We start from the raw sequence: 19,006 nt of genomic DNA, 5'->3' as shown, positions 1-19,006 counted from the left end.
AGGATGTCTCAGCGGTCCTCGAACAGCTCGCCCTGCGGCGGCGGCACGGCACCCGGAACAGGCGGTGCGTCCAGGCCGAGGTGGCGCCAGGCCCGTTGGCCGAGCATCCGCCCGCGCGGCGTGCGCTGCACCAGCCCCTGCTGCAGCAGGTAGGGCTCGATCACTTCCTCGATCGCGTCGCGGCTTTCCGACAGCGCCGCGGACAGCGTCTCTACGCCCACCGGGCCGCCGCCGTAATGCTCGGCCATCAGCATCATGTAGCGCCGGTCGGCGCCATCGAGGCCGAGATGGTCGACGCCGAGCCGGGTGAGCGCCCGGTCGGCGATGGCGCGGGTCAGCCGGCCATCGCCCTCGACCAGTGCGAAATCGACGACGCGGCGCAGCAGGCGGCCGGCGATGCGCGGTGTGCCGCGGGCGCGCTTGGCGATCTCGCGGGTGCCGTCCGGGTCGGCCGGGATGCCCAGAAGCCGCGCGCCGCGCGCGACGATCAGGTCAAGCTCGTCCTCGGTGTAGAACTGCAGCCGCGTCGGGATGCCGAAGCGGTCGCGCAAGGGCGTCGTCAGCAGGCCGAGGCGGGTCGTGGCGCCGACGAGGGTGAAGGGCTGCAGCTCGATCCGCACGGTGCGCGCGGCCGGGCCCTCGCCGATCACCAGATCGAGCTCGAAATCCTCCATCGCCGGATAGAGGACTTCCTCGACCGCCGGGTTCATCCGGTGGATCTCGTCGATGAAGAGCACGTCGTTGCGCTCGAGATTGGTCAGGATCGCGGCCAGATCGCCGGCCTTCGCCAGCACCGGGCCCGAGGTCATCTTGAAATTGACGCCGAGCTCGCGCGCCATGATCTGTGCGAGCGTGGTCTTGCCAAGGCCGGGCGGGCCGTGGAACAGCGTGTGGTCCATCGCCTGGCCACGCATCTTCGCGCTTTCGATGAAGACGCGCAGGTTCGCCCGCGCCTCGGCCTGGCCCACGAACTCCTCGAGCGCCTGTGGCCGCAGCGCGCGGTCGGAGTCTTCGGGCAGGCGGTCGGGGCGAAGGGTGGGGTCGGGCTCGGTCATCGGTCAGGGCCTTTGTGGCGAGGGCGGGGGCGCTGCCCCCGCGCCCCCGAGGTATTTTCGGCAAGATGAAGGGATCAGTCCTTCGGCGCAAGCAGGCGCAGCGCGGCGCGGATCAGTTTCGCGGTGTCGGTCGCTTCCGGGTTTTCCGCGGCCTGGGCGACGGCACTGGCCGCCTCGGACGGGTTGTAGCCGAGGTTGGTGAGGGCCGAGAGCGCCTCGGCGGTGAAGTTCACCTTCGGGGTCGCGGCGGGGGCGGGGCGGGTGCGCGGCTTCGGCGTCGTCTCGATCCCCTCGTCGGAGGGGGCAGTGTCGACGGTCAGCGTGCCGCCCATGGCCATCACCGTCGGCGCCTTGTCCTTCAGCTCCATCACCACGCGCTGCGCGAGCTTCGGCCCGACGCCGGGGGCCGCCTTGATCGCCGACGCGTCGCCAAGCGCGAGCGCGCGGCCCAGGCCCTCGGGGCCGAGCGTGCCGAGAATGGCGAGCGAGGCCTTGGCGCCGATCCCCTGCACCGAGGTCAGCAGCCGGTGCCACTCCTTCTCGAGGAGCGTCGGGAAGCCGAAGAGCTGCAACAGATCCTCGCGCACCAGAAGGTCGGTATAGAGCGCGCAGGCCTCGCCCACCGGCGGCAGGCTCGAGGCGGTGCGGGTCGAGACATGCACGATATAGCCCACGCCGCGCACGTCGATCAGCACGTGATCCATGGCGCGGTGCAGGATGGTGCCGGCGATGCGGCCGATCATTGCGCGGCCCTCCGGATCCGGGCCTGACCGGCGGTGATCTCGATCGCGCCGCGGCCGAGCTGGGCGGCATTGGCGCGATGTGCCGATTGCAGGTGATGGGCGTGGCAGATCGCGATCGCCAGCGCATCGGCGGCGTCGGGCCCCTCGAAGGTGACGCCGGGCAGCTGGTGGCGGACCATGTGCTGCACCTGGCCCTTGTCGGCATGGCCGACGCCGACCACGGCCTTCTTGATCGCATTGGGCGCATATTCGCCGACCGGAATGCCGGCCTGCGCCGGCACCAGCAGCGCGATGCCGCGCGCCTGACCGAGTTTCAGCGTCGCCACGGCATCCTTGTTGACGAAGGTCTGTTCGACCGCCGCCGCCTCGGGGGCGAAGCGGGCGACGACCTCGGTCAGGCCTTCGTGCAGGGTGACGAGGCGCAGCGCCAGCTCCTCGCCGGCCGAGTGGATGATGCCGTTGCCGAGGTGGCGCAGGCGCGAGCCCTCCATCTCGATCACGCCCCAGCCGAGGTTTCGCAACCCCGGATCGATTCCGATCACCCGCATCCTGCTCGCCCTTCGCTGTGGCATTTTTCCAACGACTAGCACGAAAAGTGAACATCGCAAACAGGAAAGCCCCCGGCGGGGATCGGCGGAGACGGCCGCGAAACCGGGCGGAATGCGCGTTCGGCCGCTCTGCTGCACTGCAGAATGACCGGTTTTGCCGGCGTTCTGTCCGGTGCCCGCGATCCCTGGCTTCGCTGCGTTGCGGCATGCAGAAAACGCATGGCGGGACTGCCTGTGCCGCTGTTGTTTTTGCAAATGGCCCCCTCTATGTGCGGTGTCACAAGGGCATCGCCCATCAATTACGCAGTTTGTAAAAACCAAGGAAAACGCGAAATGTCCGCTATCGACACCAACCGGGTGCTCGGCCGCGCTGGCCGCACCAGCCCCTTCTCGAAACTGATCGACGCCGTCGTCGCCTGGAATGACGCGCGCGTGACCCGCAATGCGCTGGCCAAGCTGAGCGACCGCGAGCTGAGCGACATCGGCCTGACCCGCTACGACGCCGAGCACATGGGGCTCTGACGTGAGCGCCGCAATCGGTAGGGCCGCGCAGGCGTGACGCCGCGCGGCCCTTTCCGTTTCTGCCGACCCTCCCGAGCCGGCACCCTCCCCCGAAATCAGTAGATCAGCCGGTGCAGCAGATCTCCGATGCCGCGCGTGACGGGATCGGCATGCAGCACCCAGGCCCCGACCTGTTCCGGCAGCGTGCCCTGTGCCAGGGCGCCGACGCGGGCATCATAGGTCTCGGCGCCGAGCTGGGCGAAGATCGCCCCCTTGAACAGCAGCGCGCCGACGAAGAGCAGGGCGATCGCCCGGAACGGGATCGCCCGGCGGCTCCGCGGCCGCATCGAGTCGAAATAGGAACGCCCGAGCGCCCCCGTCGCCTCGAAGGCGCCACCGGCCGCGTGGATCCGGTCGATCCGCGCAAGCCGCTTCTCGAAACTCTTCAGGCCATGGTCGCTCATGGTCACACTCCCCGGTCCACTCACCACGTCATCCGAATGACATGCCTAACAAGGCATTAATGGATTATGGCGCAAATGCGGCCGAGGTGCGAACGATCAATTGCGGCATTATTTCCGCTGCATCACCAATGTCGTCCAGTCGCCGTATTCGTCGCGCGAAACAAGGGTAAATCCCTGGGCTTCGTAGGCGGCGATCACCTCGTCGGCCTGTTCATGCAGGATGCCCGACAGGATCACGTGCCCTGATTCGGCGCAGAACCGCCCCATGTCGGGGGCGAGCGAGATCAGCGGCGCCTTCAGGATATTGGCGAAGATCAGGTCGAAGGGGGCGGCGGCCTCGATCTGCGGATGGGCGAAACCCGCCGCCTCGAGGCAGATCACCCGGCCCGCAAGCCCGTTCGCCACGACATTCGCCGCCGCCGTCTCGACCGCCACCGGGTCGATGTCGGAGGCCAGCACCGTCTCGGGCCAGAGCTTCGCGGCCGCCATCGCCAGCACCGCGGTGCCGCAGCCGATGTCGGCGACGTTCTTCGCCCGCAGCCCGGCCCGTTCCAGCCGGTCGAGCGCGCTCAGGCAGCCGAGCGTGGTGCCATGGTGGCCGGTGCCGAAGGCCATCGCCGCCTCGATCAGCAGCGGCACGGACTCGGTGGGCACCTTGTCGGCGTCGTGGCTGCCATAGACGAAGAAGCGGCCGGCGACGACCGGCGCAAGTTCACGTTTCACATGCGCGACCCAGTCGGTCTCGGGCAGTTCCGACACCACGAAATGCGTCGCCCCATGCGCGGCGGCGAGCAGGTCGAGCACCACGCCGTCCGGCGCGGCGAGGAAATACGAGCCGACCTCCCAGCGATCCGAGCCATCCTCGATCTCGAAGACACCCACACCATAGGGCGCGGGATCGAGGTCCTCGATCCGTTCGGCCAGCGCCTCGGCGGCGTCGCGATCATCGAGGGTGCAGAAGGCGGTGAAGGTGGGCATGGCGGCTCCTTTCGGGTTGTGTCCGCAATGGCGCGAAGCGCGCCACAGGTCAAGCCGGCGCGCATTTCCTTTGACAGAAGGGGGGGCGCGCGCTATCGGGCGGACATGATCGCACGGACCACCCATATCGCTCGTCCCCGACGTCGCCGCGCCAGCGCCTGACGTCCGATCGCCCGTGGCCCATCGCCACATTTCCCAGCAAACCCGCCGAAATCCGGCCAAAGCCGTTGACAGCCCCCCGGGTGTCGGGCACGCCTTTGGCCTTCCTTTCTGGAGACTGACGATGATTTCTTCCGTCCTGCCCACCTATAATCGCGCGCCCCTCGCCTTCGTGAAGGGTGCGGGCTCCTGGCTCGAGACGGCGGACGGCACCCGATACCTCGACCTTGGCGCTGGGATCGCGGTGAACGCCCTCGGCCATGCCGCCCCGGTCCTTGTCGAGGCGCTGACCGAACAGGCGCACAAGGTCTGGCACGTGTCGAACCTCTACCAGATCCCCGAGCAGCAGAAGCTTGCCGACGCGCTGGTCGAGAAGACCTTCGCCGACACCGTGTTCTTCACCAACTCGGGCACCGAGGCCTGCGAGCTCGCGGTGAAGATGGCGCGCAAGTACTGGTACGAGAAGGGCGCGCCCGAGCGGGTCGAGATCATCACCTTCCGCGGCGCCTTCCATGGCCGCTCCTCGGCGGCGATTGCCGCGGCGGGGTCCGAGAAGATGGTGAAGGGCTTCGGCCCGGTGCTGCCGGGCTTCGTCCATCTCGACTGGCTCGACCTCGAGGCGGTGAAGGCGGCGGTGTCGGAGAAGACCTGCGCGATCATGCTCGAACCCGTGCAGGGCGAGGGTGGCATCCGGCCCGCGCCCGACGCCTTCCTGAAGGCGCTCAAGCAGATCTCGGAAGAGACCGGCACGCTTCTGATCTTCGACGAGGTGCAATGCGGCATGGGCCGCACCGGGCGGCTCTTTGCGCATGAATGGTCGGGCGTGACCCCCGACATCATGATGGTGGCGAAGGGCATCGGCGGCGGCTTCCCGCTCGGCGCGGTGCTCGCGACCGAGGCGGCGGCGGCAGGCATGACCGCGGGCACCCACGGTTCGACCTATGGCGGCAACCCGCTCGGCTGTGCGGTCGGCGCGAAGGTGATGGAGATCGTGGCCGAGCCCGGTTTCCTCGCTGCGGTGAACGCCAAGGGCGGCTTCCTGCGCCAGCGCCTCGAGGGGCTCGTGGCCGCGCATCCCGAGATCTTCGAGGAAGTGCGTGGTGTCGGCCTGATGCTCGGGCTGAAATGCAAGGTGGCGCCGGGCGAGCTGGTGGCGGCGGGCTATGCCGAACATCTGCTGACCGTCGCCGCGGCGGACAATGTGCTGCGCATCCTGCCCGCGCTGACGATCACCGAGGAGGAGATGGCCGAGGCGGTGTCGCGCCTCGATGCTGCCGCCACCGCCCTTGCTAAACCCGCGGCCTGAGTTTCCGGCCCACGCTCCGGAGGTCCGGGGGCTCTGCCCCGGCCGCCGTCAGAAAGACGAACCGATGACCAATTTTCTCGACATCCACACCACCGACGCCACCGAACTGCGCAAGATCATCGATTCCGCGCGCGCGATGAAGGACGCCCGCGCCGGCCGCCCGAAGGGCGCGCCCGACGACGAGCAGCCGCTTGCGGGCTGCATGGTCGCGCTGATCTTCGAGAAGCCCTCGACCCGCACCCGCGTCAGCTTCGACGTCGGTGTGCGTCAGCTGGGCGGGCAGACGATGGTGCTCTCGGGCAAGGAAATGCAGCTCGGCCATGGCGAGACCATCGCCGACACCGCGCGGGTTCTGTCGCGCTATGTCGACATGATCATGATCCGCACCTTCGAGGAGGCGACGCTGCTCGAGATGGCGGAATACGCCTCGGTGCCCGTCATCAACGGGCTGACGAACCGCACCCACCCGTGCCAGATCATGGCTGACATCGTGACCTACGAGGAACACCGCGGCCCGATCGCCGGGCGCAAGGTGGTGTGGTCGGGCGACGGCAACAACGTCTGCGCGTCCTTCCTGCAGGCGGCGGGGCAGTTCGGTTTCGACCTCACCTTCACCGGGCCGCAGACCCTCGACCCCGAGCGCGAATGGATCGACTTCGCCCGCTCGAAAGGGGTGACGGTCGAGATCGAACGCGATCCGGCGAAGGCGGTCGAGGGCGCGGATCTGATCGTCACCGACACCTGGGTCTCGATGCACGACCCGGAATCGGCGAAGGAACGGCGGCATAACCAGCTGCGCCCCTATCAGGTGAACGAGGCGCTGATGGCGAAGGCGAAGCCCGACGCGCTGTTCATGCATTGCCTGCCCGCGCATCGCAACGACGAGGCGACCTCGGCGGTGATGGACGGGCCGCATTCGGTGATCTTCGACGAGGCGGAAAACCGGCTGCACGCGCAGAAGGCGGTGATGCGCTGGTGCCTCGGCCGCTGACCGCCGGCACGGGCGACGGAAAGGGAGGGGGGCGCTGCCCCCCTCTTTGCCTTCGGCAAATTCACCCCCCGGGATATTTGGCGCAATTGGAAGGGCGAAAGCCTTTCTTAAGGGGAATCGGCCAGCCTGATTGCACGGTACAGGCGGGGACGCCGATGACCGTGCAATTGGAAGCACCCGGCTTGCCCGCCCCACTGCGGCCCGAGTCGGGTGACTTTCAGCCATCCCCCTTCGACCATCCCTGAAGGGCTTCCAATTGCTGCAAATATCCCGGGGGTGAGCGGCGTAGCCGCGAGGGGGCAGCGCCCCCTGCCTCCCTCGGGATCAGCACTGCGCTCAGGTGCCGCGCGGTTTCGCGCGCATCGTCGGGTCGGCCTCGCGCGGGTTCTCGGGCCAGGGATGGCGTGGGTATCTTCCGCGCATCTCCTTGCGCACCTCGGCATAGGAGCCGTCCCAGAAGCCGGGCAGGTCCATCGTGACCTGGATCGGCTTCGACCCCGGCGAGAGCAGCGCGATGCGCAGCGGGTGGCGCCTTTGCCCGACCGTGGGGTGGATGGTGACGCCATACATCTCGGGCAGTTTCACCTCGATCGTCGGCACCTCGCCCGCGTAGTCGATCGGCACGCGCCGGCCGAGCGGGGTCTCGAAATGGCCGGGCACGAGACGGTCGAGCTCGGCCATCTGCTCCCAGCTCAGCTGGGCGCGCAGAGCCTCGGTCAGGTCGAGCGCGCGCAGCTCGGCCTCGGTCCGCTTGCCGCGCAGGAAGGGCAGCAGCGCCTCGCCCGCCAGAAGTGCGCCGTCCGAGAGATCGGGCAGGGCGGCGCCGTCGGCACGCAGGATCTCGACCCGGGCACGGAAGCGTGCGGCGGCCGGGGAGAACGTGAGCCCGATCTGGCGCAGCCCGTCGAGCGCGCCGCGGGCGAGGGCCTCGGGCGGGGCCTCGGGCCAGTGCCGGTCCTCGAGGACGAGGGCGCCGAAGCGCTCCTGTCGGCGCGCCACCACCCGGCCCTCGCGCTTCGACCATTCGCAGACGTCGTGCCAGCCGATCTGATCGGCGTAGAGGCGGCGCAGCTCGGCATCGGCCAGGGCAACCCCCTGGCGCACGCGCGCCTCGCGCGGGTCGCCGTCGAGGTCGGAGGCGACGATCAGGCGGTGCTTGCCAAGGGCATCGGTCTCGTCCACCACCGCGCCCTTGCCGCCCGAAAGCACATAGCGCGCGGCCTCGCCCTTGCGCCGCAGCCCGATCCGGTCGGGATAGGCCAGCGCAAGCTGCTCGGCGAGAGAGAAGCGTTCAGTGCCGGGCGTGACGAGGCGGGCGAGGCGTTTCGCCTCGAGCCGGATGCGCTCGACCGCGCCGCGGTGCACCGGCCAGGGGTGATCGGCCTCGAAGCGGCCCGGATTGGCGATCGCGGCAAGGCGCAGGGCAAGGTCGGCGGGGGCGCCGCGGATCGGGTCGCGCTCTTCCAGCGTCGCGGCGAGCGCCGCCGCCTCGGGCCCGGCGGTCACCAGCATATGGGCGAGCCGCGGGTGGAGCGGCAGCGCGGCAAGCGCCCGGCCATGGGCGGTGATCCGCGTGCCCTCGAGTGCGCCGAGGCCGTGCAGCAGGGCCCTCGCCTCGGCGAGGGCCGGGGCGGGCGGCGGCGTCAGGAAGGCGAGATCGGAGCCGTCCGAGCCCCATTGCGCGAGCTCGAGCGCGAGGCCGGCGAGATCGGCCACCGCGATCTCGGGCGGGGCAAAGGCCGCGAGCGCGCCCTCCTCGCCCTTCGTCCAGAGCCGGTAGCAGGTGCCCTCGGCGACGCGGCCGGCACGACCGCGGCGCTGCTCGGCCTCGGCGCGGCTCACCCGCTCGGTGACCAGCCGTGCCATGCCCGAGGCCGGATCGAAGCGCAGCCGCCGGGTGCGGCCGGCATCGACGACAATGCGGACGTCCTCGATGGTGAGCGAGGTCTCGGCGATCGCCGTGGCCAGCACCACCTTGCGGCCCTGCGCGGCGGGCGCGATGGCGGCGCGCTGTGCGGCGAAATCCATCGCGCCGAAAAGCGGGCGGATCGCCACATCGGCGGGCAGGCGGCCCTTCAGCAGCGCCTCGGTGCGGCGGATCTCGCCTTCGCCGGGCAGGAAGACAAGGACGCCGCCGGTGCTGTCGGTCACGGCGTCGGTGACCAGCCCCGCCACCGCCGCCTCGAGCCGCATCCCCGCGGCGATGGGGCGGCCAAGCCAGCGGGTTTCGACCGGGAAGGCCCGGCCCTCCGACACGATCACCGGTGCATCGTCGAGAAGCGCGGCCACCGGCCCGGCATCAAGCGTCGCCGACATCACCACGATCGCCAGATCCGGGCGCAGCGCGCCCCGCGCCTCCCAGGCCAGCGCAAGGCCGAGATCGGCGTTCAGCGAGCGCTCGTGGAATTCGTCGAAGATCAGGCAGCCGATGCCCGACAGCTCGGGGTCGGATTGCAGCATCCGGGTGAGGATGCCCTCGGTCACCACCTCGATCCGGGTGGCCTTCGACACCTTCGTCTCGCCACGGATGCGGTAGCCGACGCGCGCGCCGACGGGCTCGCCGAGCGTCTCGGCCATGCGCTCGGCCGCGGCGCGCGCGGCAAGGCGGCGCGGTTCCAGCATCACGATCCGGCCCGCGACATGGTCGAGAAGCGCGAGCGGCACGCGCGTGGTCTTGCCGGCGCCGGGCGGCGCCATCAACACCACGCGCCCCGCGCGCATCAGCGCCGAGGCGAGGTCGGGCAGAACCGTGTCTATGGGCAGTCGGTCTTTCACCCGGCCCTTATCGCCGTTTCAGCCGGCCGGTGCCATAGATCGTGTCGGTGTTGATCTCGACCACCTGCAGGCGCTTGCCGTCGGGCGTGGGGGCATAGATCAGGGTGAAGGGGAAGCGGCTCTTCTCCTTCATGTCCTTGGCCGAGAAGCCCTCGAGCCGGCGATACTCGCCCGTGCAGGTGACGCCGTCGCCATCGGCCTGCGGCGCGTTCAGGCTGACCTGGCTGCGCCGGGCGCCGTCATACATGGTGACGTTCAGCTTGCAGGCCTCGTCGCGGTCGACATCGCGCAGCACCGCGTAAAGCGCGGTGAGCGGGTCGATCGTGCCGCCCTGCTTGGCCGGGTCGACATCTGTCTTGCGCGGCTTGCGTGGCGGGTTGCGGCTGACCGAGACCGGGGTGCCGTTCTGATAGACGATCACATGTTCCGATTCGTCGCCCGGCCGGTTCGCGGTCTCGTCGAAGCGCTGCGGGGTGAAGGTGCCCGCGGCATAGCTGCCGGCGACCGTCGCGTCATAGCGGATCTTGCGCAGGAAGCCGAGCAGGCCGGTGGTCTCGAGCGTGCCGTTCGCGCCGTAATTGGCCCCCTCGATCTTGCCGTTGATGCTGAGCCGGCCCGCCGAGACGCCGCGCAGCGAGACGTCGAAGACGATGCGGTCGGTCTGGTCCGCGTGGAGCGGCGCGGCGAGACACAGCGTCGCAGCCAGCGCACCGGCGAGCGGCAGGGCGGCGCGGCGCAGGGGGTTCGGAAACGCGCGGATCATGGCTCTCCTCGGAAACACGGCCTTCGCACTGGACATACACTGCCCGATGGGGGCAGAAAACCGAAACCGTTTCACGATCCGCTGAGGGATCGTGCGTCCTGCCCCGTCAGCGAAGGCCCGCCGATGACCGATCCGATTTCCGCCGCTCCCGTCTCCGATCCTCTCGTCGCCGATCTGGTTCCACGCATCCTTGCGGGCGAGCGGCGGGCGCTGGCGCGGGCGATCACGCTGGTGGAATCGGGGCGGGCGGATCACCGCGCGCAGGCGACGGCGCTGCTCGAGGCGCTTGCGGGCGCCGGCCGGCAGGCGCTGCGGGTCGGGCTGTCGGGCACGCCCGGCGTCGGCAAGTCGACCTTCATCGAGAGCTTCGGCCTGATGCTGACCGGGCAGGGGCTGAAGGTCGCGGTGCTGGCGGTCGACCCGTCCTCGGCGCGCTCGGGCGGCTCGATCCTCGGCGACAAGACGCGGATGGAGCGGCTCTCGCGCGATCCGATGGCCTTCATCCGGCCTTCGCCGAGCCAGGCGCAGCTGGGCGGCGTGGCGCGGCGCACCCGCGAGGCGGTGGCCCTGTGCGAGGCGGCGGGCTTCGACGTGGTGCTGATCGAGACCGTGGGGGTGGGCCAGTCCGAGACCCTGGTGGCCGAGATGACCGACCTGTTCATCCTGCTCATGGCGCCCGCGGGCGGCGACGAGTTGCAGGGGGTCAAGCGCGGCATCATGGAGATGGCCGACATGATCCTGGTGAACAAGGCCGATGGTGATCTGAAGCCCGCGGCGATGCGCACGGTCAGCGATTACGCCGGGGCGCTGCGGCTTCTGCGCAAGCGGCCGCAGGACCCCGAGGGCTTCCCGAAGGCACTGCCGGTCTCGGCGCTCGAGGAGCAGGGGCTGAAATCGGCCTGGGACGAGATGTCGACGCTGGCCGCCTGGCGCCGCGAGCACGGCCATTTCGACCGCCGTCGCGCGGCGCAGGCGCGGCACTGGTTCGAAAGCGAGGTGCGCGAGGGGCTTCTGGCCCGGCTGCACCGCGACCCCGAGATCCGCGCGAAGATGGACGCGCTTGGCGCCGCCGTGGCCCGTGGCGAGGCCGCTCCTGCGGCGGCCGCGGCCGAGATGCTGGCCGCCCTCGGCGCCTGAGAAAACCCCCAAGGCAACGAAAAACGCCGCCCCTCGGGGCGGCGTTTCGCTGTGCTGCAGGGGGCAGGCTCAGTTCGACATGTTCATGCCGGGCATGGCGCCATGGTCCATGCCTTTCATGTTCATCTGGCCGGCGGCGGGGGCGGCGGCGGCCGGCACGCGCTTCAGATCGACCGGAATGTCGACCGGAACCTCGCCCGCCTTCTCGAAGGTCAGCACCACATGCACGGTGTCGCCGTCGTTCAGCGGCTGCTTCAGCCCGAGGAACATCACATGGTCGGAGCCGCGCTGCAGGATGTGTTCGCCATGGGCTGGCACCGGGAAGCCTTCCTTCACCTCGACCATCTTCATCACGCCATTGGCATCGGCGATATGGGTGTGCAGCTCGACCCGCTCGGCGATGTCGGAGGCCGCGCCGACCAGCCGGTCATCGCTGGCGCCGGCATTCTCGATGCGCATGAAGGCGGCGCCGGATTTCGACATCATCGTCGAGGCGATGGCATAGGGGTCCGTGATCGTGATGTCGCCGGCAAGAGCGGGCGCGGCAAGAAAGACCGCCGCGGCGGTCGCAAGAAGGGAAGTGCGGAACATGAAGGGTCCTCGGTCTGTCCAGAAGCGTTCGGAATGCGAAGGGATCAGACGAAAGCCGGCGGATCGCGCGCCCGGGGCTGGGGCACCAGGCTGCCCCGCAGCGGCGCGGGGGCGGGCGCCTCGACCCGCTCCACCCGTCCCTCGGGACGCGTGAGGACCGGGGGCGGCGTATCGAGCGCGGCCATCATGCCAAGCACCATGTCCGGGCACAGATGGACGGGGCCTGTGGGATTGCCCTCGTCGTCCACCGTGACCATGGTGATGCCGTAGCCGGTGCAGATCACGATCTCGCCGGCAACCCGCGCCTGCCCCCGGGCGACGGCCATGGTCAGGCTCGTCACCGCGAGGATCGTCGCCATCAGGGCGATGAAGAGGGGGCGCAGGGATCGCACGGACATGAGGGCAGCATATCCGCGCGCCCGGGGGCGCGCCAGAGGCCCTTTCACGTCATCGTGACGCAGGCAAAACGAAAAGGCCCCGCCGAGGCGAGGCCTTTCAAGTCGTCGGGAGATCCCGGATCAGGCGGCGGCCTGAGCCTTGAGGATCGCCTTCTTGATCTTCAGCGCGGTGCCCGAGAGCTCGGCATCGGCGGCCTTCAGCAGGAAGGCGTCAAGCCCGCCGCGGTGGTCCACGGTGCGCAGGCCGGCGGCCGAGATGCGCAGCTTGAACGACTGGCCCAGCACGTCCGAGATCAGGGTAACTTCGTTCAGGTTCGGCAGAAACCGGCGACGCGTCTTGTTGTTCGCGTGGCTGATATTGTTGCCCGACATCGGGCCCTTGCCGGTCAGTTCGCAGACGCGCGACATGGCATCAATCCTTCGTTTCCTCGGGGCGCGTGTCCGCCCTGTTCATACCAAGCGGACACCGCAAAGGCGGCGCCCGGAAATCTGTTTGCGGGGCATAAGGGCAAAGCCCCGCCGCGTCAAGCGATTCATCGCGCCGCGCCCCTGCCTGCCCGCGCGCTTTCTCCTTGCCCGAAATCCCGCGGATGAATTCGGTGGGGTGAATGCGGCGCAGCCGAAGAGGGGCGGCGCCCCTCGCGACCTCAGGCCAGCATCCCCGCGACCCAGTCCGGCACCACCTGCGTCGCCGGCCCGTGCCGGGCCGCATCGAAGAACCGCGTGCCCATCGAGGGCTTGAGGTTCAGCTCGAGCGTCTCGACCCCGGCATGCCGCGCATCGGCGACGAATCCCGCCGCCGGATAGACATTGCCCGAAGTGCCGATCGAGACGAAGAGATCGGCCGCCCGCAGCGCGGCCCAGATCTCCTCCATCCGATAGGGCATCTCGCCGAACCAGACGATGTCGGGCCGCGCCGCACGCGCCGCGCAGGCGGGGCAGGGATCGGTGATCCGCATCACCGCGGGCGCGGGCCAGCGCGCGCCGCAGGCGGCGCACAGCGCCCCGGTCAGTGTGCCGTGCATGTGGATCAGCGCCTGCGAGCCCGCCCGCTCGTGCAGGTCGTCGACGTTCTGCGTCACCACCAGCACCTCGTGCCGGCCATCGGCCTCGAGTGCGGCGAGCGCGCGATGTGCGGCATTCGGTTCGGCCGCGGCGGCCGCCGCGCGGCGCTCGTTGTAGAAGCGCAGCACCAGTTCTGGGTCGCGGGCAAAGCCCTCGGGCGTCGCCACATCCTCGACCCGGTGATCCTCCCACAGCCCGTCCGCGGCGCGGAAGGTGCGGATGCCGCTTTCGGCCGAGATCCCGGCGCCGGTGAGAATCACGATTCTGGCCATCCGTCCGCTCCTCGGTTACCAAGGCTTCATGCGTATCCTGTTTCTCTGCCTTGGCAACATCTGCCGCTCTCCCGCCGCCGAAGGGGTGGTGCGCCAGCTCGCGCAGGACGCGGGGCTTGCGCTCGATCTCGACAGTGCCGGCACCGGCGACTGGCATGTGGGCGAGCCGCCCTATGGCCCGATGCAGGCGGCGGCCCGGGCGCGGGGCTATGACCTTGCCGCGCTGCGCGCCCGGCAGCTGGTGCGCGCCGATTTCGACCGCTTCGACCTGATTCTGGCGATGGACCGGCAGAACCTGCGCGATGCCGCCCGTCTGGCCCCCGCGGGGGCGCGGGCCGGGCTTTCGCTGTTCCTGAATGGCGAAACGGGCACCGAAGAGGTGCCCGATCCCTACTATACCCGTGATTTCGACGGCTGCCTCGACATCATCGAGGCCGGGGCGCGCGCCCTGCTCGCCCGGCTTCAGCCACCGCAGTAGGATTCGGCCGTCGCGGCGAAATTCTTGTAGCGCGCCCAGAAGTCGTTGTCCGAGGCGCTGTCCGACATCCGCACCTGCTGTGCCTTGTCGGGGTCCTTGAAGAAGCCCGCCGCGCGGCGCTGGTCAGAGGTGCTGAGCGTCAGGTCGGCGACCTGCTGGATGCAGCCGCACAGCGCGCGGTTGTTCGCGCGTCCGGCCTTCATGCAGGCGCTGTCGATCGGGCCGGCACCGGCCGCACCGGCGACCATCATGCAGGCCGCCACAAGGAGGGATTTCTTCATCTGCTGCTGCCTCAATTCCTGCGGGTGGGTCCGTTGCCCGAGTCCCGTCGATTAGCAGCCGATCCTACCCGATCACGCAAGGTTTCACAATGAAACAGGCGGAATTTCGCCGATGCGAAATTTCGTCGGGAACCGCGATGGCAGACTTTGCGGGGCGGGGCCGTTTCCGGCCCAACCGCTTGCGTCTGCCCAGGCCGGTCTTGCCGTCTCAGGCGATGACCTCGGCCTCGTAGCCCGCGGCCTTCAACGCGGCGAGCACGGTCGATTCGGGCAGGCCGTTCACCTCGACCTCACGGTCTTCGAGGCTGACGATGGCCTTGCCGCCGACCTCGGTGATGGCGGATTCGACGGCGGCCTTGCAGTGACCGCAGGTCATGTTCGGGACGGAAAGGATCATCTGTGCCTCCTGATCTTCTGCGCTACAGATTCTCCCGCGCCGACGCCGCGTCAATGCCCCGCGTGATGAATTTCTTGCGCACGGGCCCTGCGGCGCGGGTTTCGTTTGACCCGCGACCGACAAGCGGGCAAACCACCGCGACCGGAGGGCGTGATGGACGGCAGCATCGAGATCGAGACCCTGACGCTGGAGCGCGAGGGCACCCGCATCTTCGACGGGCTGAGCCTGCACATCGGCGAGCGGCGCGTCGGCGTCGTCGGCCGCAACGGCTCGGGGAAAAGCACGCTTCTGCGCGCGGTGGCCGGGCTGATCGCGCCGAAGGCGGGGCGGCTGCGGGTGGCGGGCGTCGATGTGGCGCGCGACCGGGCCGGGGCGCTCTCGGCCGTCGGCATCCTGTTCCAGAACCCTGACCACCAGATCATCTTCCCGACGGTGATCGAGGAGCTTGCCTTCGGGCTCGAGCAGCAGGGCCATCCGCGTGGCGCGGCGCGCGAGCGTGCCCGCGCGATGCTTTCCCGGTTCGGCCATGCCGACTGGGAAGAGCGGCTGTGCCACACCCTGTCGCAGGGCCAGCGCCAGCTCGTCTGCCTGATGGCGGTGCTGGCGATGGAGCCGCGCTGGGTCCTCTTCGACGAGCCCTTCAACAGCCTCGACATCCCCGCCGCGCTGCGGATCGAGGCACGGATCGCCGCGCTTGCGCAAAACGTGATGCTGATCACCCACGATCCGGCCCGCGTCGCGGGCTATGACCGGGTGATCTGGATCGAGGCCGGGCGTGTCGCCGCCGACGGCCCGCCCGACGCGGTTCTGCCCGCCTATGTCGCGGCGATGCAGGCCGCGGCGCAGGACGAGCCATGCTGAGCCTTGCGCTGCCGGGCACGAGCTGGGCGCACCGGCTGCCGGTCGGGCTGAAGTTCGGCGCGCTTGCGGCGGCGATGCTCGGGCTGACCTGGCTCACCGCGCCGCTGCCGCTTGCCGCGGCGCTTGGCGCAACGGCGGGGCTCTATGTCAGCCTTGGCCGTCGCGCGGTGGCCGAGGGCGCCCGCGCGCTGCGCCCGGTGCTGTGGATCGTCGCCTTCATCGCGGCCTGGCAGGTCTGGGAGGGGGCGCCGCTGCTGGGCCTTACCCTTGGCCTGCGGATCTGCACCATGGTGGCACTGGCGACTTTCGTCACGCTGGTCACGCCGCTGCCGGACCTCATCGCGCTGATCGAGCGGCTGGCGCGGCCGCTGGCCCGCTTCGGCCTTTCACCGCGGCTGCCGGCGCTGGCCGTCGCGCTGGTGCTGCGCTTCATCCCGGTGCTGCGCGGGCGGATGGAGCTGCTGGCGCTGTCCTGGCGGGCGCGTTCGCGCCGCCGCCCGGGGCCGCGGCTGATCGCGCCGCTGGCGCTCTCGCTTCTCGATGATTCAGACCATCTGGCCGATGCGCTGCGTGCGCGTGGCGGGCTTGCCCCGCGCCCGGCCCAACCAACCCAAGGGAGAGACTGACTTGGAACGCAATTTCACCCTCGTCGTGCTGTTCGCCGCACTGATCGCGGTGCTCGGCCTCGTGCCGCCGATCCCGCTCGCCTCGGGCGTGCCGGTCTCGGCGCAGTCGCTGGGCGTCATGCTGGCGGGCGCGGTGCTCGGCTCGGTGCGCGGCGCGCTTGCCGTGCTGGTGGTCGAGATCATCGTCGCGCTCGGCCTGCCGGTGCTGGCGGGCGGGCGCGGCGGGCTGGGCGTCTTCGCCGGGCCGACCGTCGGCTTCCTGGTGGGCTGGCTGCCCGCGGCCTTCGTCACCGGGCTGATCGTCGAGAAGCTGCGCGGGCTGCACATCGGCATTGCCGCCGGTCTTGGCGCGGCGCTTGGCGGTATCGTCGTGCTTTACGCCTGCGGCACGCTCGGGCTGATGGCGGTGCTGGGCAAGGGGCCGGTCGAGGCGCTGATGCTGTCGCTGCCCTTCGTGCCGGGCGACCTGATCAAGGCCGCGATCGCCGGCTGGCTGACCGCCACCATCGCCCGTTACCGCCCCGGCGCGCTTCTGTCGCGCACGCGCTGAGCCCGGACCGGAACGGCGCCCGCGACGGGGCCGGGGAGGGCACGCAATCCCTCTTCCCGGCCCTTGTTTTTACAGCTATACGCGCGCCATGACCCAGCTCGATCACATCCGCAACTTCTCCATCGTGGCGCATATCGACCACGGCAAATCCACGCTCGCCGACCGGCTCATCCAGATGACCGGGACGGTGGCCGAGCGCGACATGAAGGCGCAGCTGCTCGACAGCATGGATATCGAGCGCGAACGCGGCATCACCATCAAGGCGAACACCGTCCGCATCGAATACCCGGCGAAGGATGGCGAGACCTACGTCCTGAACCTGATCGACACCCCCGGCCACGTCGACTTCGCCTATGAGGTCAGCCGCTCGATGCGCGCCGTCGAGGGCTCGCTCCTCGTCGTCGACGCCTCGCAGGGCGTCGAGGCGCAGACCCTCGCCAACGTCTATCAGGCGATCGACGCGGGCCACGAGATCGTGCCGGTGCTGAACAAGATCGACCTGCCGGCGGCCGATCCGGATGCGGTCAAGGCGAACATCGAGGACGTGATCGGCATCGACGCCTCGGACGCCATTCCGATCTCGGCGAAGACCGGGCTTGGCATTCCCGAAGTGCTCGAGGCGATCGTGCACCGGCTGCCCGCGCCGAAGGGCGACCGCGACGCGCCGCTCAAGGCGATGCTGGTCGACAGCTGGTATGACGCCTATCTCGGCGTCGTCGTGATGATCCGCGTCATGGACGGGGTGGTCCGCAAGGGCGACCGGATCAAGATGATGCAGACCGGCGCCGTCTACGGCATCGACAAGCTCGCGGTTCTGAAACCGCAGATGGTCGATTTCCCGGAACTGGGCCCGGGCGAGATCGGCGTCTTCACCGCCTCGATCAAGCAGGTGCGCGACACCCGCGTGGGCGACACCATCACCCACGAGAAGAAGCCCTGCGCGACGCCGCTGCCGGGCTTCAAGCCGGCGCAGCCGGTGGTGTTCTGCGGCCTCTTCCCGGTCGATGCGAACGACTTCGAGGCGCTGCGCGACGCGATCGAGAAGCTGGCGCTGAACGACGCCTCCTTCAGCTACGAGATGGAGACCTCGGCGGCGCTTGGCTTCGGCTTCCGCTGCGGCTTCCTGGGCCTGCTGCACCTCGAGGTGATCCGCGACCGGCTGGAGCGCGAATATGACCTCGACCTGATCACCACCGCGCCCTCGGTGGTGTTCAAGCTCTACATGAAGGACGGCGAGGTGCGCGACCTGCACAACCCCGCCGACATGCCCGATCTGACCTATCTCGACCATATCGAGGAGCCGCGGATCAAGGCGACGATCATGGTGCCCGACGAGTATCTGGGCGACGTGCTGAAGCTGTGCCAGGACCGCCGCGGCATCCAGCTCGACCTGACCTATGCCGGCTCGCGCGCGATGGTGGTCTATGACCTGCCGCTCGCCGAAGTGGTGTTCGACTTCTACGACCGGCTGAAATCGGTGACGAAGGGCTACGCCTCGTTCGACTACCAGCTCAGCGAGTACCGCGAGGATTTCCTCGTGAAGATGTCGATCCTGGTGAACGACGAGCCGGTCGATGCGCTCTCGATCATGGTGCACCGCGACCGTGCCGAGGCGCGGGGCCGCGCCATGGTGGAAAAGCTCAAGGAGCTGATCCCGCGGCACATGTTCAAGATCCCGATCCAGGCGGCGATCGGCGGCCGCGTCATCGCCCGCGAGACGCTCAGCGCGATGCGCAAGGACGTGACGGCCAAGTGCTATGGCGGCGACGCCACCCGGAAGAAGAAGCTTCTGGAAAAGCAGAAGGCCGGCAAGAAGAAGATGCGGCAGTTCGGCAAGGTCGAGATCCCGCAATCCGCCTTCATCTCTGCCCTCAAGATGGACGAATGAAGCGCCGCGCGGGAAACCGCGCGGCCTTTTCCTTCGGGGGCTCCGGCCCGGTCACTCATCCTGCGGATGAAATCCCCCGGGGCATGGTTTCCAATAAATTGCCTTAAATGCGCCTGAATTAACCCTGACGTTCGTCTCAAGGTTGTTTGAGCAGGGAATCGTTGCCTCGAGGTCGGTGT

Annotated in this window: 22 protein-coding genes; 9 read left to right on the top strand and 13 right to left on the bottom strand. The window is 69.3% G+C overall.

Annotated elements, in window-relative coordinates; genetic code table 11:
- Positions 1 to 8 precede the first annotated feature (8 nt).
- The 3 genes from ruvB to ruvC all read right to left on the bottom strand — a co-directional run bounded on the left by ruvB (position 9) and on the right by ruvC (position 2,346).
- A complete protein-coding gene (ruvB, locus tag AC0QTQ_RS17085) occupies positions 9 to 1,055 on the bottom strand; it encodes a Holliday junction branch migration DNA helicase RuvB (protein ID WP_480257562.1) in 1,047 nt (348 codons plus the stop codon).
- A 74-nt stretch (positions 1,056 to 1,129) separates the two neighbouring features.
- Positions 1,130 to 1,798 carry a Holliday junction branch migration protein RuvA gene (ruvA, locus tag AC0QTQ_RS17080; RefSeq protein ID WP_480257561.1) on the bottom strand — a complete coding sequence of 223 codons (669 nt, stop codon included), beginning with the start codon at positions 1,796 to 1,798 and terminating at the stop codon, positions 1,130 to 1,132.
- A complete protein-coding gene (gene ruvC, locus AC0QTQ_RS17075; protein ID WP_121533685.1) occupies positions 1,795 to 2,346 on the bottom strand; it encodes a crossover junction endodeoxyribonuclease RuvC in 552 nt (183 codons plus the stop codon). The genes ruvA and ruvC overlap by 4 nt, the downstream gene beginning before the upstream one ends.
- A 333-nt stretch (positions 2,347 to 2,679) precedes the next feature.
- Here ruvC and AC0QTQ_RS17070 point away from each other — a divergent pair, with 333 nt between their 5' ends.
- Positions 2,680 to 2,868, top strand: coding sequence for a DUF1127 domain-containing protein (locus tag AC0QTQ_RS17070; protein WP_480257560.1), 189 nt, complete (start codon positions 2,680 to 2,682; stop codon positions 2,866 to 2,868).
- Positions 2,869 to 2,963: 95 nt separating this feature from the next.
- On the opposite strand, the gene AC0QTQ_RS17065 is transcribed toward AC0QTQ_RS17070, so the two are convergent.
- Positions 2,964 to 3,311: a hypothetical protein gene (locus AC0QTQ_RS17065; protein WP_121533681.1), complete on the bottom strand. Its 348-nt coding sequence runs from the start codon at positions 3,309 to 3,311 to the stop codon at positions 2,964 to 2,966.
- 108 nt (positions 3,312 to 3,419) lie between these two features.
- Positions 3,420 to 4,289, bottom strand: coding sequence for a 50S ribosomal protein L11 methyltransferase (locus tag AC0QTQ_RS17060; RefSeq protein WP_480257559.1), 870 nt, complete (start codon positions 4,287 to 4,289; stop codon positions 3,420 to 3,422).
- A gap of 283 nt (positions 4,290 to 4,572) precedes the next feature.
- On the opposite strand from AC0QTQ_RS17060, the gene AC0QTQ_RS17055 reads away from it, so the two are divergent.
- Both AC0QTQ_RS17055 and argF read left to right on the top strand, forming a co-directional pair.
- On the top strand, positions 4,573 to 5,754 hold the full coding sequence (locus tag AC0QTQ_RS17055; RefSeq protein ID WP_121533678.1) for an aspartate aminotransferase family protein: 1,182 nt from the start codon (positions 4,573 to 4,575) through the stop codon (positions 5,752 to 5,754).
- A gap of 64 nt (positions 5,755 to 5,818) precedes the next feature.
- Positions 5,819 to 6,745: an ornithine carbamoyltransferase gene (gene argF, locus AC0QTQ_RS17050; protein ID WP_480257558.1), complete on the top strand. Its 927-nt coding sequence runs from the start codon at positions 5,819 to 5,821 to the stop codon at positions 6,743 to 6,745.
- 336 nt (positions 6,746 to 7,081) lie between these two features.
- Here argF and hrpB read toward each other — a convergent pair whose 3' ends face one another.
- The gene (gene hrpB / locus AC0QTQ_RS17045; RefSeq protein WP_480257557.1) at positions 7,082 to 9,520 is read right to left on the bottom strand and encodes an ATP-dependent helicase HrpB; all 2,439 of its coding nucleotides are present in this window, start codon (positions 9,518 to 9,520) and stop codon (positions 7,082 to 7,084) included.
- A 7-nt stretch (positions 9,521 to 9,527) separates the two neighbouring features.
- On the bottom strand, positions 9,528 to 10,283 hold the full coding sequence (locus AC0QTQ_RS17040) for a DUF3108 domain-containing protein (RefSeq protein WP_480257556.1): 756 nt from the start codon (positions 10,281 to 10,283) through the stop codon (positions 9,528 to 9,530).
- Positions 10,284 to 10,406: 123 nt separating this feature from the next.
- Between AC0QTQ_RS17040 and meaB the strand changes: the two genes are divergently transcribed.
- Positions 10,407 to 11,420, top strand: a complete 1,014-nt coding sequence (gene meaB / locus AC0QTQ_RS17035) for a methylmalonyl Co-A mutase-associated GTPase MeaB (RefSeq protein WP_480257555.1) — start codon at positions 10,407 to 10,409, stop codon at positions 11,418 to 11,420.
- A gap of 69 nt (positions 11,421 to 11,489) precedes the next feature.
- On the opposite strand, the gene AC0QTQ_RS17030 is transcribed toward meaB, so the two are convergent.
- The 4 genes from AC0QTQ_RS17030 to AC0QTQ_RS17015 form a co-directional block, all read right to left on the bottom strand.
- Positions 11,490 to 12,011, bottom strand: coding sequence for a copper chaperone PCu(A)C (locus AC0QTQ_RS17030; RefSeq protein WP_480257554.1), 522 nt, complete (start codon positions 12,009 to 12,011; stop codon positions 11,490 to 11,492).
- A 44-nt stretch (positions 12,012 to 12,055) separates the two neighbouring features.
- Positions 12,056 to 12,409, bottom strand: coding sequence for a hypothetical protein (locus AC0QTQ_RS17025; protein ID WP_480257553.1), 354 nt, complete (start codon positions 12,407 to 12,409; stop codon positions 12,056 to 12,058).
- 120 nt (positions 12,410 to 12,529) lie between these two features.
- On the bottom strand, positions 12,530 to 12,817 hold the full coding sequence (rpmB, locus tag AC0QTQ_RS17020) for a 50S ribosomal protein L28 (protein ID WP_121533664.1): 288 nt from the start codon (positions 12,815 to 12,817) through the stop codon (positions 12,530 to 12,532).
- A gap of 239 nt (positions 12,818 to 13,056) precedes the next feature.
- Positions 13,057 to 13,746 carry an NAD-dependent deacylase gene (locus AC0QTQ_RS17015; RefSeq protein WP_480257552.1) on the bottom strand — a complete coding sequence of 230 codons (690 nt, stop codon included), beginning with the start codon at positions 13,744 to 13,746 and terminating at the stop codon, positions 13,057 to 13,059.
- 28 nt (positions 13,747 to 13,774) lie between these two features.
- On the opposite strand from AC0QTQ_RS17015, the gene AC0QTQ_RS17010 reads away from it, so the two are divergent.
- The gene (locus AC0QTQ_RS17010; protein ID WP_480257551.1) at positions 13,775 to 14,224 is read left to right on the top strand and encodes a low molecular weight protein-tyrosine-phosphatase; all 450 of its coding nucleotides are present in this window, start codon (positions 13,775 to 13,777) and stop codon (positions 14,222 to 14,224) included.
- Here AC0QTQ_RS17010 and AC0QTQ_RS17005 read toward each other — a convergent pair.
- The gene (locus tag AC0QTQ_RS17005; RefSeq protein ID WP_480257550.1) at positions 14,209 to 14,505 is read right to left on the bottom strand and encodes a hypothetical protein; all 297 of its coding nucleotides are present in this window, start codon (positions 14,503 to 14,505) and stop codon (positions 14,209 to 14,211) included. The genes AC0QTQ_RS17010 and AC0QTQ_RS17005 overlap by 16 nt on opposite strands.
- Before the next feature lie 208 nt (positions 14,506 to 14,713).
- Positions 14,714 to 14,902, bottom strand: coding sequence for a heavy-metal-associated domain-containing protein (locus tag AC0QTQ_RS17000; protein WP_121533656.1), 189 nt, complete (start codon positions 14,900 to 14,902; stop codon positions 14,714 to 14,716).
- A gap of 153 nt (positions 14,903 to 15,055) precedes the next feature.
- Between AC0QTQ_RS17000 and AC0QTQ_RS16995 the strand changes: the two genes are divergently transcribed.
- The 4 genes from AC0QTQ_RS16995 (at position 15,056) to lepA (ending at position 18,827) form a co-directional block, all read left to right on the top strand.
- A complete protein-coding gene (locus AC0QTQ_RS16995) occupies positions 15,056 to 15,763 on the top strand; it encodes an energy-coupling factor ABC transporter ATP-binding protein (protein WP_480257549.1) in 708 nt (235 codons plus the stop codon).
- Positions 15,757 to 16,389 (top strand): energy-coupling factor transporter transmembrane component T family protein, encoded by a 633-nt coding sequence (locus tag AC0QTQ_RS16990; protein WP_480257548.1) that lies wholly within the window; start codon positions 15,757 to 15,759, stop codon positions 16,387 to 16,389. Before AC0QTQ_RS16995 ends, AC0QTQ_RS16990 begins: the two co-directional genes overlap by 7 nt.
- 1 nt (position 16,390) lies before the next feature.
- Positions 16,391 to 16,939, top strand: coding sequence for a biotin transporter BioY (locus AC0QTQ_RS16985; protein WP_121533651.1), 549 nt, complete (start codon positions 16,391 to 16,393; stop codon positions 16,937 to 16,939).
- Between the two features lie 88 nt (positions 16,940 to 17,027).
- Complete coding sequence (gene lepA, locus AC0QTQ_RS16980) at positions 17,028 to 18,827, top strand: translation elongation factor 4 (RefSeq protein WP_480257547.1); 1,800 nt, start codon at positions 17,028 to 17,030, stop codon at positions 18,825 to 18,827.
- Positions 18,828 to 19,006 lie beyond the last annotated feature (179 nt).

This window comes from Paenirhodobacter sp. YD-8 (genome assembly GCF_056590935.1).
Note: the sequence above shows the minus strand (reverse complement) of the source record. Positions and strands in the feature narration are given on the sequence as shown.